General features: G+C 22.4%; 19 protein-coding genes. 7 read left to right on the top strand and 12 right to left on the bottom strand.

What is annotated here, in order from left to right; all coding sequences use genetic code 4:
• The first annotated feature begins 232 nt into the window (after nt 1–232).
• A complete protein-coding gene (locus tag AACL05_RS02145; RefSeq protein ID WP_338962181.1) occupies nt 233–1,216 on the top strand; it encodes an OTU domain-containing protein in 984 nt (327 codons plus the stop codon).
• An 85-nt stretch (nt 1,217–1,301) separates the two neighbouring features.
• Here AACL05_RS02145 and AACL05_RS02150 read toward each other — a convergent pair whose 3' ends face one another.
• A complete protein-coding gene (locus AACL05_RS02150) occupies nt 1,302–2,279 on the bottom strand; it encodes a hypothetical protein (protein WP_338986171.1) in 978 nt (325 codons plus the stop codon).
• A 405-nt stretch (nt 2,280–2,684) separates the two neighbouring features.
• Between AACL05_RS02150 and AACL05_RS02155 the strand changes: the two genes are divergently transcribed.
• A complete protein-coding gene (locus AACL05_RS02155; RefSeq protein WP_338986173.1) occupies nt 2,685–3,530 on the top strand; it encodes a hypothetical protein in 846 nt (281 codons plus the stop codon).
• Nucleotides 3,531–3,659: 129 nt separating this feature from the next.
• Here the strand turns inward: AACL05_RS02155 and udk are convergent, their stop codons facing one another.
• The gene (gene udk, locus AACL05_RS02160) at nt 3,660–4,283 is read right to left on the bottom strand and encodes a uridine kinase (protein ID WP_174481256.1); all 624 of its coding nucleotides are present in this window, start codon (nt 4,281–4,283) and stop codon (nt 3,660–3,662) included.
• 16 nt (nt 4,284–4,299) lie between these two features.
• On the bottom strand, nt 4,300–4,725 hold the full coding sequence (gene ruvX, locus AACL05_RS02165; RefSeq protein WP_281749598.1) for a Holliday junction resolvase RuvX: 426 nt from the start codon (nt 4,723–4,725) through the stop codon (nt 4,300–4,302).
• Between the two features lie 143 nt (nt 4,726–4,868).
• Here ruvX and AACL05_RS02170 point away from each other — a divergent pair, with 143 nt between their 5' ends.
• Nucleotides 4,869–5,819, top strand: a complete 951-nt coding sequence (locus AACL05_RS02170) for an IS30 family transposase (RefSeq protein ID WP_338960236.1) — start codon at nt 4,869–4,871, stop codon at nt 5,817–5,819.
• A 106-nt stretch (nt 5,820–5,925) separates the two neighbouring features.
• Here the strand turns inward: AACL05_RS02170 and AACL05_RS02175 are convergent, their stop codons facing one another.
• The 3 genes from AACL05_RS02175 to AACL05_RS02185 all read right to left on the bottom strand — a co-directional run bounded on the left by AACL05_RS02175 (nt 5,926) and on the right by AACL05_RS02185 (nt 8,628).
• Entirely contained in the window at nt 5,926–6,066 is a 141-nt protein-coding gene (locus AACL05_RS02175) for a hypothetical protein (protein WP_338962192.1), read from the bottom strand.
• Between the two features lie 183 nt (nt 6,067–6,249).
• Nucleotides 6,250–7,023, bottom strand: a complete 774-nt coding sequence (locus AACL05_RS02180; protein ID WP_338986174.1) for a hypothetical protein — start codon at nt 7,021–7,023, stop codon at nt 6,250–6,252.
• Nucleotides 7,024–7,467: 444 nt separating this feature from the next.
• Nucleotides 7,468–8,628 (bottom strand): Mbov_0401 family ICE element transposase-like protein, encoded by a 1,161-nt coding sequence (locus AACL05_RS02185; protein WP_338961082.1) that lies wholly within the window; start codon nt 8,626–8,628, stop codon nt 7,468–7,470.
• Between the two features lie 73 nt (nt 8,629–8,701).
• Here AACL05_RS02185 and AACL05_RS02190 point away from each other — a divergent pair, with 73 nt between their 5' ends.
• The 3 genes from AACL05_RS02190 to AACL05_RS02200 all read left to right on the top strand — a co-directional run bounded on the left by AACL05_RS02190 (nt 8,702) and on the right by AACL05_RS02200 (nt 10,853).
• Nucleotides 8,702–10,408, top strand: a complete 1,707-nt coding sequence (locus tag AACL05_RS02190; protein WP_338986175.1) for a hypothetical protein — start codon at nt 8,702–8,704, stop codon at nt 10,406–10,408.
• Nucleotides 10,409–10,558: 150 nt separating this feature from the next.
• Nucleotides 10,559–10,747 (top strand): hypothetical protein, encoded by a 189-nt coding sequence (locus AACL05_RS02195; RefSeq protein ID WP_338961085.1) that lies wholly within the window; start codon nt 10,559–10,561, stop codon nt 10,745–10,747.
• Entirely contained in the window at nt 10,707–10,853 is a 147-nt protein-coding gene (locus AACL05_RS02200; RefSeq protein WP_338961086.1) for a hypothetical protein, read from the top strand. The genes AACL05_RS02195 and AACL05_RS02200 overlap by 41 nt, the downstream gene beginning before the upstream one ends.
• Here AACL05_RS02200 and AACL05_RS02205 read toward each other — a convergent pair.
• The 6 genes from AACL05_RS02205 to AACL05_RS02230 form a co-directional block, all read right to left on the bottom strand.
• Complete coding sequence (locus tag AACL05_RS02205) at nt 10,850–12,877, bottom strand: hypothetical protein (RefSeq protein WP_338985936.1); 2,028 nt, start codon at nt 12,875–12,877, stop codon at nt 10,850–10,852. The genes AACL05_RS02200 and AACL05_RS02205 overlap by 4 nt on opposite strands.
• The gene (locus tag AACL05_RS02210; RefSeq protein ID WP_338985938.1) at nt 12,828–14,069 is read right to left on the bottom strand and encodes a hypothetical protein; all 1,242 of its coding nucleotides are present in this window, start codon (nt 14,067–14,069) and stop codon (nt 12,828–12,830) included. The genes AACL05_RS02205 and AACL05_RS02210 overlap by 50 nt, the downstream gene beginning before the upstream one ends.
• Nucleotides 14,070–14,087: 18 nt before the next feature.
• Nucleotides 14,088–14,210: a hypothetical protein gene (locus AACL05_RS02215; RefSeq protein ID WP_255495924.1), complete on the bottom strand. Its 123-nt coding sequence runs from the start codon at nt 14,208–14,210 to the stop codon at nt 14,088–14,090.
• 4 nt (nt 14,211–14,214) lie between these two features.
• On the bottom strand, nt 14,215–14,412 hold the full coding sequence (locus AACL05_RS02220) for a hypothetical protein (RefSeq protein ID WP_338986177.1): 198 nt from the start codon (nt 14,410–14,412) through the stop codon (nt 14,215–14,217).
• A complete protein-coding gene (locus tag AACL05_RS02225) occupies nt 14,413–15,363 on the bottom strand; it encodes an IS30 family transposase (protein ID WP_338960236.1) in 951 nt (316 codons plus the stop codon). It lies immediately after the preceding gene.
• Between the two features lie 72 nt (nt 15,364–15,435).
• A complete protein-coding gene (locus tag AACL05_RS02230; protein ID WP_338986179.1) occupies nt 15,436–16,323 on the bottom strand; it encodes a hypothetical protein in 888 nt (295 codons plus the stop codon).
• Nucleotides 16,324–16,470: 147 nt separating this feature from the next.
• Here AACL05_RS02230 and AACL05_RS02235 point away from each other — a divergent pair, with 147 nt between their 5' ends.
• On the top strand, nt 16,471–17,421 hold the full coding sequence (locus AACL05_RS02235) for an IS30 family transposase (RefSeq protein ID WP_338960236.1): 951 nt from the start codon (nt 16,471–16,473) through the stop codon (nt 17,419–17,421).
• Nucleotides 17,422–17,637: the final 216 nt, after the last annotated feature.

The raw sequence follows: 17,637 nt of genomic DNA on the forward strand, positions 1-17,637 counted from the left end.
TATTTTTTATTAAATAAAATTAAATTATAAAATATTTATATATAATATTTTAATAATGATTTGCTATTATTTTTTTGTTTTTTTGTTATATTATAAGTAGTAATATTTATTACCAATTTTGCGATGAATTGCAAAGCAACGAGCACTAAAATCCCAATATATTTATTTAAAATTTTAGTTTATTATTTTATTTTAAAGTAACTATTTTTCTTTTAAAGGAGCACACATTACCATGGCAATTAAAGATGTACAAAGAGATGGCAATTGTTTATTATGAGCAGTAATTGTTTCATATTTAGAACAAGTTAAAACTAATAAAAACCAATTTAAAAAAAGATATAAATCACTTTTTGGTATAGAAATCGGTTGAGAACGAATTTTTAATTTTGTTGATTTTAATTTTACTGATAAAGAAAATGAAAAATTAGTTAAAGTCTTTCGTAATCGTATTTGTGATTATATTGAAATAAATTTAGATACAAAACGGCCAGATAATAAAGCTAACTTTAGATCAATGTTATTAGATAGTGAAATCAATAAAAAAAATAAAGAATTGTATCCTAATAATAGTGAAGATACACAAATAAGAAAAACTTTAGAACAAATGAGAAAAAATGGTGAAATAACAGGTTCTGTTGAAATTGAAGCGATTTGTAATATTTTAAATTGTGATATTATTAGAATTAATGAAGATTTTGATGTTGCAAGTAGGGAAAGATTTGAACCAGATAATGTAATTGCTAATAATGAGGTGAAGTTATACTATCAAGCTCGACATTATCAATATTTTTCAAATGTTACTAATCAAACACCAGCAAAAAGGAATGAGGAAGAAACTACAAAAGTAGTGACGCCTTCATTTGAAGTTAATTCAAGTAATAATAGTTCTCAAGAAAGTATTTTATTTCCAAGAGAGGAAAGTGCTGATTTTTTAATTAATGCTAGATTGAAACTTAAAAATCAGTTGTCTGATAAAGAAATTAATGAAGAAACACAAAATGCTATAATTGATATTTTTATTGAAGATATAATTAAACTACCAGCACATCAAAAAAATGAAATATTAGAAAAATCTATTTTTGAATTAAATAATCAAGATCAATTATTTACAAATCCTAATCTTGTTTTTGAATCATTTATTAAACCAATAATTAATAGTTCAAAAACAGGAGATCAACAATTATTAAAAGAAAGTACTAATGCAAATACTAATTAATTAGTATTATCAATTTTATATTTATTGATTTGTTATATTAATAAAAAATAACCAAATATTTGGTTACTTTTAGTATATTTTAAATTTATTTTACTTGGTATTTAATAGTTGTATTTATATTAAAAAAAGAATTTGGTAAATGTTTGTTTTCATCATAATTATGTAAAAATACTCACAAATTATGAAGTTTTAATTCTTGATTATCAGTAATTATCATTTGTTCTGGTTTAAAATGAAAATAAATTCCTTGTTCCATTAATCCAATTTTATAATGTGATATTCTAATTTGTCTAATATAATTTTCCAATTTTGTAAAAATTTCTTTTTTATTTGTTTCTGTAGGTTTTACATCTATAATTCAAGGATCTATTTTAAATTTTGCTTCGATAGATTTTTGAAGAAATGCAAAATATTCCTTATATGCCTCAACATATTCCTTGCCATATCTTTCTTTATCAGCAGCTACTTTTATTTTTTTAATAATTTTTTCTAATTTTTCTTCTTCAGTATCAATTTTTGTAATTGTAATGTTAACTTTTCCTGTATATTTACTGTCGGCTTTAGCATGTAGTTCTGCTGAACCAGCAGTTCCTTCTGATGCTGCTTTGAAGTTTTTAATTTCAACATCATTAGCAGTTACATCTTTGTTTTGTTTAATGATTTTATCAAGAACTGTTTTTTCGGTATTAAATTTGTTACCGTCAACTTCTTTGTTAGTAATTTTACTGTCTAAAGCGATTTTGTCTTTTGCAGTAATTGTAATGTTAACTTTTCCTGTATATTTACTGTCGGCTTTAACATGTAGTTCTGCTGAACCAGCAGTTCCTTCTGATGCTGCTTTGAAGTTTTTAATTTCAACATCATTAGCAGTTACATCTTTGTTTTGTTTAATGATTTCATCAAGAACTGTTTTTTCGGTATTAAATTTGTTACCGTCAACTTCTAACTTAGTAATGATAGAACTTAATTCTTTTTTTGGTTCTGATTTTGTGCTTTTTGTAGCAACGACAGCTAATACACCAGTTGTAATTAATATTTTTTTATAATTTAGTTTTCTTTTCATATTTCACCACTCCAACGTGTTATTTTATCATTTTTGCTACATTAATATCAAATTGCAACAATTGATTGAAGAAATATTGATGACTATTATTGATTATTTATATTTGTATTTTTATTAAAATTTGACTTATAGAAAATAAATAAATATAATTATTTTTATAAAATTTATAGAATTTTTTGACCGATACTTTAATTTTTAAAGTAAACAAGGTTTAACCTAGATAATGTGAAATATAAAAATATAATGGATAATAAAAAATACTACTAATTATTTTTCTTTTATAGTAAGTTCTAGTAAGCATATGATATCGTTTGTTCATTTTAGTTACTAGAATTATTGATATGTACTTAAAAGAAGAAATAATAAAAATAACTATTTTAAAAAAAGAATGAAGGGGATAATATAATGAAAAAAATATATGATAATTATCAAGATACTAACTTCAATTATAAAAATATAATATCAACAAAAAATGTAAAACAAACACAGGATGACAATGGTAATTTGTATTATACAACTTTTGATAGTTCTGATCTTCATACACCTGGACAAAAAATTTGAAAATATAATATCAGTACCAGAGATAATGAAATTTATTGAGAAAATAAAGAATTCAAAGTAGGTTCTTTTCACATGATAATTGATATTAAAGGTAATATTTATTTAACTTCTGCTGGTGGAGCACTAATTCTTAATAATAAAAATCAATCTAAAACTATGCCATTAGTTTCAGGTATGGTAACTGATATTATTTATTTGAAAAATAATATTTATGTATCAACTTTTGATGGCTTTTATAAATATAATATTAATACTGAAATTACTGAAAAAATAAATTTACCAAACAATCTAATAGTTAATTCTATATTTATTGATAAAAATGAAAATATTTATCTTGCTATTTATAGATTTATAAATAAACCTATAAGTTATAGTGTGTTAATTATAAAAAAAGGTCAATCTGAAGCCAAACCAATAATTGGAGATGATTTTTTTAACATTAACGATACAATGTGAATAACAGAAATAAATAGTAAAATATATTTTTATAGTTTAAATTTAGCAAGTAAAAAAGCAAAATTATATTATAGTGATTTAGATAGTAATAAAGTAAATTATGTATTAGATTTATCAATTAATGTTCAAACATTATTTAAATTAAATAATGAACTTGGTTTAGTAACACATGAAAATGGAAATACAGTAATTGAAGTTTTAAATATTGATAGTATAGAAAAAAATATGAAATAAAAAATAGTGTTTATGAGCAAGTAATGCAAATACAAAAATTTAATATTTTATCTCTTCTAAATGAAGACAAAATTGATTATTTAAGTTGATAATCTTCTTTGTTATTCTAAAAATTAAAGCTTAAAGCAATTATTTAATAATTGCTTTAATTTTAGTAGCAATAATATCAATAGCTACAGTATTATGAAAATCAAAAGGAATAATAATATCAGCATAACGTTTAGTTGGCTCAACAAAAGCATCATGCATAGGTTTAACAGTTAATGCATATTGTTGTAAAACACTGTCAAGAGTACGATTTCTAAAACTAACATCTCGTTTAATTCTTCTTAGTAGTCTAGTATCACTATCAGTATCAACAAAAATTTTGATAGTAGATAATTCACGAATAATAGGATTTTCTAAAGCAAAAATACCATCCAGAATGATAACATCACCCGGACCAATAATCTCAGTGTTTTTACTGCGACTATTGATTTTAAAATCATAAATAGGCTCTTCAATAGCATTGCCGAGTAATAATTGTTCTAAATCATGAATTAATAATTTCATATCAATAGCATTAGGGTGATCAAAATTAGTTTTTTTTCTTTCTTCAACTTTTAAATTACTAAGGTCATGATAATAATTATCCATTTGTACAAAAATGACATTTTTTTTATTACAAGCTTCAGCAATTTTTTCTGCTACTGTTGTTTTTCCTGAAGCACTGCCGCCAGCGATAGCGATTAAATTAATTTTTTTATATTTCACATTTATCTCCTAAAATTTAAGATTGAGTTATTTTATCAAAGTATGATTGTAAAATAATAGCAGCAGCCAATTGATCTTTAACTTGTTTTCTTTTATTTGAAGAAACATTAGATTTAATTAATATTTGCTGCGAAGAATAGGTAGTTCTTCTTTCATCTTGTAAAACAATATTTAGTTTATCATTATTTTGTGTTAATTTAAATTTATCAATAAAATTTAAAACAATTTTTGCGCTGGGGCCGACTGTGCTATCCATGTTTAAAGGATAACCAAAAACAAGAATATCAGCATCATATTCTTTAATAACATTTTGGAGTTGGATAATAGCATTATTAAAATCATGCTCTGGGAAACGAATAGTTTTTCAAGAAAAAGCAATTTTTCCTTCACCACGAGCAAGTCCTAATGTTTTACTACCTAAATCAATGCCTAAATATTTCATAAATTTATTATACTTAATATTTTTTTTAATTTTAATAATGCTGAGTTATACTTGTAAGTGCAAGTAAATAAAATTGCAAAAAATTCTCATATAAAAATTTCATAATGCTAAATTTAGTTTAGAAAAAAGTAAGGAGTTTTTATATGAGTTATAAACATCTTGGCATAGATGAAAGGATTTATATTGAGAATCAATTGAAATTTAAATTTAAAATTAGTGAAATAGCTAAAAATCTTAATCGAAGTATTAGTACTATTATTCGAGAAATTAATAGAAATAAAGATAATAATCATTATTTTTCATTAATTGCACAAAATAAAGCTGAAAATCGAAAACAATCACATATTAGTTTTCATAAGTTTAAAAATAAGAATTTAGTAAAATATGTACAACAAAAATTACTATTAGGTTGATCACCTGAACAAATTTATGGCAGAATTAAAAATTTTCATAAAGAGTGAGTTATTAGTTTTAAAACAATTTATACTTGAATTTATTTTGGAATGCTTGATAAAGTTACTAGTAAAAATTTAAGAAGAAAAGGTAAAAAACGAAAATCTAAAGAAAATCGTGGCAAGTTTAATGGTAAATCAATTAAAGAACGAGATATAAATGTTAATGATCGTATAACACTTGGTCATTGAGAAGGAGATACTATAGTATCATCACGAGGTAAAAGCAAATCATGTTTAATAACTTTAGTTGAAAGAGTATCACGATTTACTTTAGCAATATTAGTTAAAAACAGAACTACTAAAGTTATTAATAAAAATGTTAGTTATTATTTATCAATTCTTCCTAAAAACATTGTTAAAACTATTACTTTTGATCGTGGCAAAGAATTTTCAAATTGACAACAACTTGAAAAAAATTTAGATATAAAAATTTATTTTGCCAATCCATATTCACCTTGACAAAGAGGTACTAATGAAAATACTAATGGTTTAATTAGAGAAAAATTTCCTAAAAAATTTATTTTTTCAAAAACTAATAAAAATGAAGTTCATAAATTTATATTGTCTTTAAACCAAAGACCAAGAAAAATACTAAATTATCTTTCACCAATCGAATATTTGGATAGAAAAATAATTTAGTTGCACTTACCTTTACAATTTAGCTAATATATTAATTTTATAAAAAAATATTTTTTATATTGTAAGTATAATAAAAATGTATTATGTCTATAAATTTTTATCTTTTTTATATTGTTTTTTTCTTCTGCAATTCTTTTTCTTTCTTTTTCAGCTTCTTCAATTCTTTTTTTAATCTTTCTTCTTCAAATTGTTTTTTATTTTCTGAATCTTGTTTTCTTAACTTTTCAATTTCCTTATCTTTATCCATAATAAAAAGATCCTCTTTTCTAATGTTAAATTTTGGATTATTTTTTTCTTTTTTTTAAAAATATCCATAAATTAGTATAAATATTTTTTAAAAAAAAATATATTTTTAAGTTATATTATGAATTAAACAAATAAAGTCATTTTTTTGTTTGATAATGGAAATTGATCTGAATCATAATCAGTGCTATTTATTATCTTTTGTCTTGAATTTTTTTATATTTGAATATATTACTTTATAAGCCTTATTTACTTCATTTATACTATCTTGCATTTTTATTACTTCTGATTTATTAAAAATTGGAATATTACTATTATTTTCTAATTCTATTAATTTTTCTTCTAGTAAACTTATGTTTGTTTTATGAAAATATCTAATTTTTTTTATTAAAGTTTCAAAACTAAAGATTTTATAAAAATTTGAAATAGAAAGAGAAATCATTTGAGAACCTGTTGCTAAGAAAAAAAATAATCATGTTTCTCATTTTTTTAATTTTAATTCAAGTAGATCATGAGATTTTGTAACTTCATATTTAGTAAGTAGTGTTGTTGTTTTAGTAATATTAGTAAAAACAGCATTGAAAAAAAATAACAAAATTGCCATTGAAAATTTTCCACAATTTGATTGTTTTGTAATTCAGTTTGAAATTATTTGAGGACAAATATTAGTTTTAATTTTTAATGTTTCTAATCCTCATTTAAATATATAATTAACTGGTCGTATAGAAAAATAAGTGATTGTATTTGCTAATATAATATTTGGTTTAGTAAAATATTTAATTCAATCACTTATTTTAAAGTTTTCTTGTATAGCATTTGCTATTGCACCTGTCATTATAGAATGTGCCATTAGTCATGTTACTGATTCTAAAAATAAATCAAATAATGAATAATTTATTCTTTCTTTTCATTCTAAAGTATCTAAATTTGTTTTTTTTAATTTATTTAAATTATCAATCACTTTGTTTGCCGAAGATGTTAATTCTTTTATTATACTATTATCAATAGGCTTCTTTAAACAATTAAAGTCACTAATTTTTTCAATTTCTTTTTTAAAATTTGGATGATATTCAAAATCTGTAGATTTTGGAATATTATTAAATTTTTTGGGAGCGTACCGATGTTGTCAATAATATTCAAATTTGTCTTAAAATTATAAAGTTAGACGAGAATAATTTTGACTTCAATATGCAATTGTATGTTAATCTTAACACTTGAAAAATATTAGTCAATAATAATACTTAATTTTATAACTCAAAAATTCTTATTAAAATTAATTTTAATAAGTTTTTAATATGTTATAATGTAATAAAGTCCTTTAAGATAAACCGTATACCGTTATGATTACTAAGCGTATGTAAAGTACGTGGTCTCTTAGGCAAATCCCTAATTTAGGAATTTTTAATTATAATAATTGTATTACTGTATTTATTTGATAGCATTTAAAATTAACCATTTTTGTATACATATCAATGTTATAGGTTCTATCACCAATCATATGCTTTAAAATTTGTTTAATATTTGTTTCAGTAAAGCAACCAATATTTTCAACTAGTGCTTGGTTTAATACACCATCTTTTGCATTAATAAAATAACCAACTTTTAATTTTTTATATTGCAAAGTTAATGATTGTAAAAAATCAATTAATTCATAATATTGACCTTTTTCAAATAAATTTATTGCATTTTGATAGTGTAATTTAGCAATTTTATTTTTTCTTCTTCCAGCCATTATACCAAGAAATAAAACATGAAAAGCATGGAATTTATCTAAAATAAATTTAGCATTTAAAATTGTAGCAGTTTTTCTAATTCATTTTGCGCTATCTCCACAAACTACTAAATTTGCTTGTTCAAAATTTTCAAAAAATAAATTACCATATTTTTCAATTAATTTTGCAGTTTTTTCAGCACCAATTTCTGTTTTTGATACTCTTATTTTACATGCCGCTCTTTTATTAATTAATTTTCCATTTTTCTTTTTACCAGTACAAAATACTATTAATCTCATAGAACATTTTTTACAATTTTTAGTATTGTGTTTTTCATTAAACTTAAATTTTCTATGACCATCATCAATATTTATATATAAAGTTTGATTTGGTTGTAATACTATTTTAGGAATATTAACTTTTGGTAATTCAAATTTTTGATATGTTCTGCAAACTGTACTATTACTTATTAAATCTTCAATAAAAGTATCACAAACATCACGATACTTTTTATCATCAGCAAAATATTTTAAAATTTGTTTAATAACATCTGGTGCTAATTTACTATACTTTTTAACACCAAGATAGTTATCTAGCAATGAAACAAATTCCTTTTTTTGTGTTTTTGGGTTATAATGTATACAAATACGTCGTTTATAATTTAATAAACCTTTTTTTGTTTTTAATTTTCTTTTTCTAAATCTATATGATTTATATTCAGATTTATTACATGTACTTCATAAATAATCATCTATTTCTTTAAATAATTCTTCTGTTTGTTGTAAATTTAATTCATCTTGATTAAAATAGTGTTTGTCTCAATCAAAATGATTTACGAATGGTAGTTTTAACATTTTTAATGTTCCTTTCAAAATTTTGTTTGTTAATAATTTAATTGTATTGTTTATAAAAATTAGGGAGTAAAATATGGCTTTTATTAGTAGTTATGCACAACTGAATAAAAAATATAATCTTAATTTTAGTGATAATAATTATGGTTTTAGTTGAGATATTTTTAAAGCATTTGTTGGTGATGAATGAGCAGAATATTTTACTACTAATTGTTTTTATCGTTTTATACCAACAGCACGTGGAACAAGAAAAACATGAAACTGCTTAGCATTTGATTTATTTATATGTTGTAATTTTAGTGATAGTAGTGTTCAAGAAGTAAGACGCTATGAAAATACTCATAGTGAAACTACAATTGGCGCTTTAATGAATGTTTGTCAAGTTTTATTAGATGAATATAATATTAATTTATTACCTAATAATCCACATGGTATTAAATGAAAAATAACTAAGGATGGTGGTTGTATTATTTTTCCTAATAATCAACAAATTGACTTTATTGGTTATACTAATGGTAATAAGATTTTTGGAAAAGAAGCAGGTGGTTCAAGTTTTTTAGGTTCAAGAACAGATGAAATTATTATGGCAGAAGAAAAAGAAACATTAACTGAAAAGCAATTAACATATCGATATGAACGTTTACAAAACTCTATGTTTAGAAGTAATCGTATTAAAGTATCAAAAGAACCTATTAAAGAATGAAGTTGAACGTTTATTGATAAAAATATATATAGTCCTAATTTTGGAAAAAAGATTACTCGCTTTTTTTATAAAAGTTTCTTTATTACTTTTACATGTAATCCTTATGATAAATATCATCCATTTTATTTAAAATACTGTACGCCATTTTTACCATTAAATGATAAAGTGATGGAAAATCTTAAAAAAAATGGCAAAATTTATTATGAAAATCAAGATATGTTTAGTGGTTTAGGTTTATTTGTTTTAAGATTTACTATTCAACCATTTTGAAATAAATTACCAGATATTCAAAAAAGAACATTATTAGAAATGAAAAAAAGTAATCCTGATGAATTTAATACTGTTTTTTATGGTTTTGAATTTTTAGATAGTGATGCAACAATTTTCCCATTTCAAAAAACTGTAAAGTGCTGACAACCATATGATTTAAAAGAATTTTATAATTCAAAAAAAGATATGTATAAATTTGATTTTTATTCAGTTGGTGTGGATTGAGCAACTGGTCATAAAGACCATACTGTATTTATAGTAGTGGGTTTTAAAGAATATAATAATACTGGTTATTATGATGCTTATATTATTTGTGAATTAGTAGTTACTCCAAATCATTTTATAAATGAAAATGAAAAAATTAATGCTTATGTTAATGAAATTTTAGGATTAATTGATAATTTTGAAAATTTTGAACAAGCAATTTATTTTTATGATGATAAAGCACGAACTGCCATTGATTGATTAAATCAAAAATTAATAGATGAACATAATACTATTTTAATCACACAAACTGCTATTAAACATGCTTCAAATTTAAATCAAGAAGCAGGATTAACTAATAGAGTAGTTTGAATGAGAAACATTATGAGTTATGGAAACTTTTATGCAAATAAAAATGATTTACCAAAGACTACTCAATGTTTAGAAGAATTACGTTATGACCAAACCAAAACTAACATTCCAGACAAAAATATGTACCAAGACCCATATGATGCTTTATTTTATGCACTGTATCCATATAAAAATGTAATTAGGGGTAAAAATAATGCTACTGTGAAAAAAAGCATCTTCACATTTGCCATATAATAAACAATTTAAATATAGTTAATAGTATAGGTATCACAAAATAAACGACTTTAATTTAGGCGTTATTTTGCATTTAAAAGCATACTTGTAAAAATAATCAAAAATAGTACAATTTATAAATAAAATCAAGGAAAAAAGGAGTAATTTAATATGAAAACATGAATAAAAACAAATTTAAGTAAAATAACATTAGCATTAGCACTAACTGGTGCAGTAAGTGGAGTAACTGGTTTAATAATTGGTTCAATATCACATCATAAAACTAATGATTTACAATATTATTTAGGACATCAGTATAATGTTTACTGGGGGGGCTGGAACAACTATATGGTCACATAAAACAAATGATAAACATAAAATAGAATTACATTTTGACATTAGACCAGAAAATAGTGATGACATAAAATGGGATGGTGTTTATCCTGAAGGATATTTTGATAATTAAATTTCTAAATTTATATAAGAAATATTTTCATTATATTTATCAAATAAATTAATATTTTGTAAGTTTATTTCTTGTTTATCAGTAATTAAAATAAAATCATAATTACCAGCACCAAATATACCGCTAATTTCAATCCGATTTAAATTATTAATCGGATTTTCTATTTGTAATTCAAATTCACTAGTATTATCAATTTGTGCAATTTCTTTATAAAATTCTAATTTAGAAAATAATTGAGATTTATTTGAACCGTATAAATTTAAAGCATTTTTAATTTTACTTTTATCAATAATTGCTCTTGTAAAGTATTTTCCATATTCACCATTACCTAATGTTCAGTCAGCAGGAATTAATGAAGGTATATTATTACTTTCTAATTCGTTTGTAATAGATAATCAATTAAATTGATTATCATCAAGTTTAAATAATTCATTTTGACTAATATCATTATTTTTTAATTTAATATTATTTATATCTATAAAATCAAAATATGCAGATTTTAATATAACTTTTACGTCTTTAAATTGTCAAGTATCATTTTCACTAGGATGTATTGGACTTGATTTTAATTCAAAATAGTATGGTAACAAAATTTTATTATCATCATTTAAACCTTTATTAATAGACATACTAGAATAAATATTATTTGATAACATAATAAATATTTGTTTAAAAATGTTAACTTGTTCTAAATTAATATAATCTGGATAATCTAATTTTCATTGTTTAAATAAATTAGTAATAACATCATCAGGTTTTTGTCCTTCAAATTTTTCTTTTAACTTTGCAATTTTATTATCCGGTTTACCATTATCTTTATAGGTAGCACCATCAAAATTTCTATTGTAGTTATATGTGTAACTTAGCATATCTAATAATAATTGTTGTAAACTATCATTAGTTGGTGCATCTTTAATTTCAATTTCAATGTCATCAAATCTATTATTAGTTGCAACATATTGATAAAATTGACTTTCACCCACAAAATCTCAAACTTCTTTATCCTTTAATTCTTTTTGACTTTTTAATGGTCATTTACCACCTAAAACATTACTAAACTCATATCCTAATCAAGCATGAGTTACTCTTGCATTTTTAATAACTTCTCTTCTTGTTACAGAACCACTACTAATTTTAATTAAATCTAAAACTGATTTTTCTTGTCCAATAAATTGTTTTGCTAAATTTCAAGGTAAGATTTGTTCACTAAATCATTGTTGTAATATTCTAACTTTTGGTTGAGTTTCAATAGGCATTGATAATAGCGGAAATGCTATCTTATCTTTAACAAATAACTTTGGGTATACTTCCATATTATCAACTTCACCAAGTACCTTTATATTGCCAAAAATCATGCTTCTAGGGGCTTTAATTTTTAAACCAATAACTTTTGTATCTTTATCTAATGGTTTTTGTAATTTAATAATGATTGGATAACCATCTCTTGTTTTAAAATCTTTAATTTTAATAATAGTAATACTTTTAGTACTTCTTGTTTTTGGGTTTTGATAAGGTTGTGAATAATTATTAATAATATATAAATTATCAATATTATTTTCAGTTAATGGTTCATTAATAGACACAGCATACAATTTAAATTGATTTAATAAATTTATTTCTTGAAATATTAAATTTTTAATATCAGTCATACTATATTCAATAGTATTATCATTAATATTAGTACTTGCTCTTTGATTTAATTGCATAGTAAAGTCTGATGTTTCAACAGCAGTAGTTTTTAATACTTTTTCAATATCAATAAAACCTATTTTAATAGTATTTGCTGAAAATCTTAAACTATTATTTTCATTATTTTTAAATAAACGTTCAATTTCATAAATATATAAAGTTCTTAGTTTAAATTCATCATATGCTCTATTAATATCTGGGTCACTAGTAGCGCGCATCATATTAGTAAAGTCATAAGGAATATTATCAATTAAATAATCATTTTCTACTTCTGCTTGATTAAGTTTAGTTTGTTTCTGTGGAAACTTCGTTTGTGGTTTGTTGTTGTTTTCCATTGTTCTCTCCTATTAATTGGTTATTTTCTGGATTAAATAATTTTAACTTAACTGTTAAATTATTAATTTCTTGTTCATCATTAATATTAAATGTTTTACTATTTAATAAGTCTTTATCTAAACGTACTAATATTTGAATAAATTTAAGAATATCAATATTAAATTGTCATAATTTTTGTTCAATATAATTAATAGTTGAAATATTTACTGCTGTACTTTCGGGAACTGATTGTTGTGCTGATTTCTTTTGACTTGGTATATGAATACCACAACGTTTAAATATTTCATTAACATTTCAATCATATATATCAGTTAAATTTTTACCTTTAAAATTACTATTTGTCATATTGATATTTTCGTTTTGTTCATTATTATCTCCACCACTTTTAAATATGTAGTTTTTAGTAACTAATGTTCTTACTGCTTCTTCTAATCTTGATTGAACATTACCATAAGTTTGACTAAAAATAAACTTTGGTGAGTTTAAAATAGTATCTAAAACAATTTGTTCATAAATAACATCTAATGCTTTAATTTTATCCATTACTTTATCACAATCTGCTAATTCATTTGCTTTATTTCGCATAATTGCTATTGGTATATACTTAATATTTAGTGTTTGTTCTTGTGCTAAATTAGGGTTATTAATGAATGATTTAAAATCTAATGGAAATTGTTTTTTATTATCATTAATACTATAAATTGCACGATTAATTGTTACTTGTTCATTGTTTAACGTATAAACTTCAAATAATCTTACAGTTTGCGCATTTTGTTGATAACTATCATAAAAAATAGTACATTGAATTAATTTACCAGTAATATCATAAACTCTTTGTTGAATATCTACTACTTGAAAATATAAGTCATCATTAGCAATATAAATTAAATAACCACTAATTCCTAATTTACTTAATTTAAAAATAGAATTTCAATTTTTTCTGTAAAATTCTTGTTGAATTAAGTATTGTTTAATAGTTTCATTATTTATTTCTAATGGAGCATTATATAAATTAGCATTATTTTCTGCCACAAAATCAGTAAAATATGTCTCATGATTAAAATCATTAAAACCAAAATAATTTAAAATTGAAGCATGCGTACTTTTGTGTTTATTAGTTAAAAATTTTACTTTTTCATTTTGATTATCACTAGTATTTGTTTTATCTCTTCTAAAAAATCTACCTAACATAATATTTACCACCTTTCTTTAAAATATTTGATTAATTTTTAATATAATTTTGACAATAATAAATATAATTAAGCCAGCAGTTGCAGATGATAGAATTACTCCAATTAAACCTAAAATAATTTTTATAATTTTAAAAAACATAATATTATTCCTGTAATTCTTCTAATTTTTTAAAAATATAATCTCTACCCATACCCCACATTATTCTATTATTATAAATATTAATTTCAGTATCCGCATTAACATTATTATTTGATATTCATAAACTACTTTTTAAAACATTTGTATCTAATTGATAATAAAAATTAATTATTTGTCAGCTAAATTGTAAAGGTAAGTGCAACTAAATTATTTTTCTATCCAAATATTCGATTGGTGAAAGATAATTTAGTATTTTTCTTGGTCTTTGGTTTAAAGACAATATAAATTTATGAACTTCATTTTTATTAGTTTTTGAAAAAATAAATTTTTTAGGAAATTTTTCTCTAATTAAACCATTAGTATTTTCATTAGTACCTCTTTGTCAAGGTGAATATGGATTGGCAAAATAAATTTTTATATCTAAATTTTTTTCAAGTTGTTGTCAATTTGAAAATTCTTTGCCACGATCAAAAGTAATAGTTTTAACAATGTTTTTAGGAAGAATTGATAAATAATAACTAACATTTTTATTAATAACTTTAGTAGTTCTGTTTTTAACTAATATTGCTAAAGTAAATCGTGATACTCTTTCAACTAAAGTTATTAAACATGATTTGCTTTTACCTCGTGATGATACTATAGTATCTCCTTCTCAATGACCAAGTGTTATACGATCATTAACATTTATATCTCGTTCTTTAATTGATTTACCATTAAACTTGCCACGATTTTCTTTAGATTTTCGTTTTTTACCTTTTCTTCTTAAATTTTTACTAGTAACTTTATCAAGCATTCCAAAATAAATTCAAGTATAAATTGTTTTAAAACTAATAACTCACTCTTTATGAAAATTTTTAATTCTGCCATAAATTTGTTCAGGTGATCAACCTAATAGTAATTTTTGTTGTACATATTTTACTAAATTCTTATTTTTAAACTTATGAAAACTAATATGTGATTGTTTTCGATTTTCAGCTTTATTTTGTGCAATTAATGAAAAATAATGATTATTATCTTTATTTCTATTAATTTCTCGAATAATAGTACTAATACTTCGATTAAGATTTTTAGCTATTTCACTAATTTTAAATTTAAATTTCAATTGATTCTCAATATAAATCCTTTCATCTATGCCAAGATGTTTATAACTCATATAAAAACTCCTTACTTTTTTCTAAACTAAATTTAGCATTATGAAATTTTTATATGAGAATTTTTTGCAATTTTATTTACTTGCACTTACAAGTATAACTCAGCGTCAACTATAATTTTTATTATTTTCTTTACTAGTATAATCACCAAAACTATAATATATTCTATAATGTGTTTTATCTTTAAATATATATTCTATATGTGTAATATTATTTTTATCTACTACGACTTTACCTACTTCTTTTCAATTTGAACCACTTGGACTGGGTTGTGGTTGTTTTTCTAATATTTCATTAATGGCTTGTAATAATTTTTTATTTTGAGTTTTTAATAATTTATATTCATTATTTTCTAATAAATCTTTACAAAGTAATGAATTTTCTTCATCATTTAATGCAATTTCATTTGTTTCAGTATTATATTTAAAATAATCATTTGAAAATTTTTTATCTTTTATTTTTTCTTTTAATTTATTAATAGCACCAGCAACAGTTTTATCAGTAGTTTCTAAATTAGGAATTTCAGTACCAATAGTATTTATAGAAAAAGCATATTTGAATTGGTCTTTATCCATTTTATTGTCTAATTTTTTATCTACTTCTTCTTTTTTATAATAATCAGATAAATTAGGAATTTTATTATTGATTTCATTAATTGCAGGAACGATTTGTTTAGAAACTGTTTGTAAAGCATCATCATTGATATTTTGCTTTTTATCTAATAAATTATTAGTTTCTAGTTTTGTGTAATAATCATGTTCAGTACTTTCTTCTGTTATAAATTCAGTTGGTGTATCTATTCCTTGATATTGATATATTTCTTCTATATCACCAATTAAATTAATTTTTCCATGTTCAGGATAGGAATTACCACCACCCCTAAATTTTTTATTTCTATTGTCATAGTAAATCGTTCCGGTATTTAAAATTCTTTTATTTTGGATTTGTTCACTATACGTCATGGAATCAACATTTAGCAATTCAAATTCATTAAAAACATTATTTGCTGAGTTATACTTGTAAGTGCAAGTAAATAAAATTGCAAAAAATTCTCATATAAAAATTTCATAATGCTAAATTTAGTTTAGAAAAAAGTAAGGAGTTTTTATATGAGTTATAAACATCTTGGCATAGATGAAAGGATTTATATTGAGAATCAATTGAAATTTAAATTTAAAATTAGTGAAATAGCTAAAAATCTTAATCGAAGTATTAGTACTATTATTCGAGAAATTAATAGAAATAAAGATAATAATCATTATTTTTCATTAATTGCACAAAATAAAGCTGAAAATCGAAAACAATCACATATTAGTTTTCATAAGTTTAAAAATAAGAATTTAGTAAAATATGTACAACAAAAATTACTATTAGGTTGATCACCTGAACAAATTTATGGCAGAATTAAAAATTTTCATAAAGAGTGAGTTATTAGTTTTAAAACAATTTATACTTGAATTTATTTTGGAATGCTTGATAAAGTTACTAGTAAAAATTTAAGAAGAAAAGGTAAAAAACGAAAATCTAAAGAAAATCGTGGCAAGTTTAATGGTAAATCAATTAAAGAACGAGATATAAATGTTAATGATCGTATAACACTTGGTCATTGAGAAGGAGATACTATAGTATCATCACGAGGTAAAAGCAAATCATGTTTAATAACTTTAGTTGAAAGAGTATCACGATTTACTTTAGCAATATTAGTTAAAAACAGAACTACTAAAGTTATTAATAAAAATGTTAGTTATTATTTATCAATTCTTCCTAAAAACATTGTTAAAACTATTACTTTTGATCGTGGCAAAGAATTTTCAAATTGACAACAACTTGAAAAAAATTTAGATATAAAAATTTATTTTGCCAATCCATATTCACCTTGACAAAGAGGTACTAATGAAAATACTAATGGTTTAATTAGAGAAAAATTTCCTAAAAAATTTATTTTTTCAAAAACTAATAAAAATGAAGTTCATAAATTTATATTGTCTTTAAACCAAAGACCAAGAAAAATACTAAATTATCTTTCACCAATCGAATATTTGGATAGAAAAATAATTTAGTTGCACTTACCTTTACAATTTAGCAAAATAAAATACAATAAAAATTATTTTTATGTCAATATCGAGTGAAAATTTCCCAAAAATATTTATAAAAAAATAAATTATTTTGGAAAGTTACAGTGTTAAATAAATATAAACACGAATTCCAAATAAACGTTAAAAATTTAGCTTTAAATTTTGATTTGCGAACTTTTTTTTGTATAATTTAATTAAGTT

This window comes from Spiroplasma endosymbiont of Thecophora atra, assembly GCF_964019735.1.
Classification (GTDB): Bacteria; Bacillota_I; Bacilli_A; order Mycoplasmatales; family VBWQ01; genus Spiroplasma_E; species Spiroplasma_E ixodetis_A.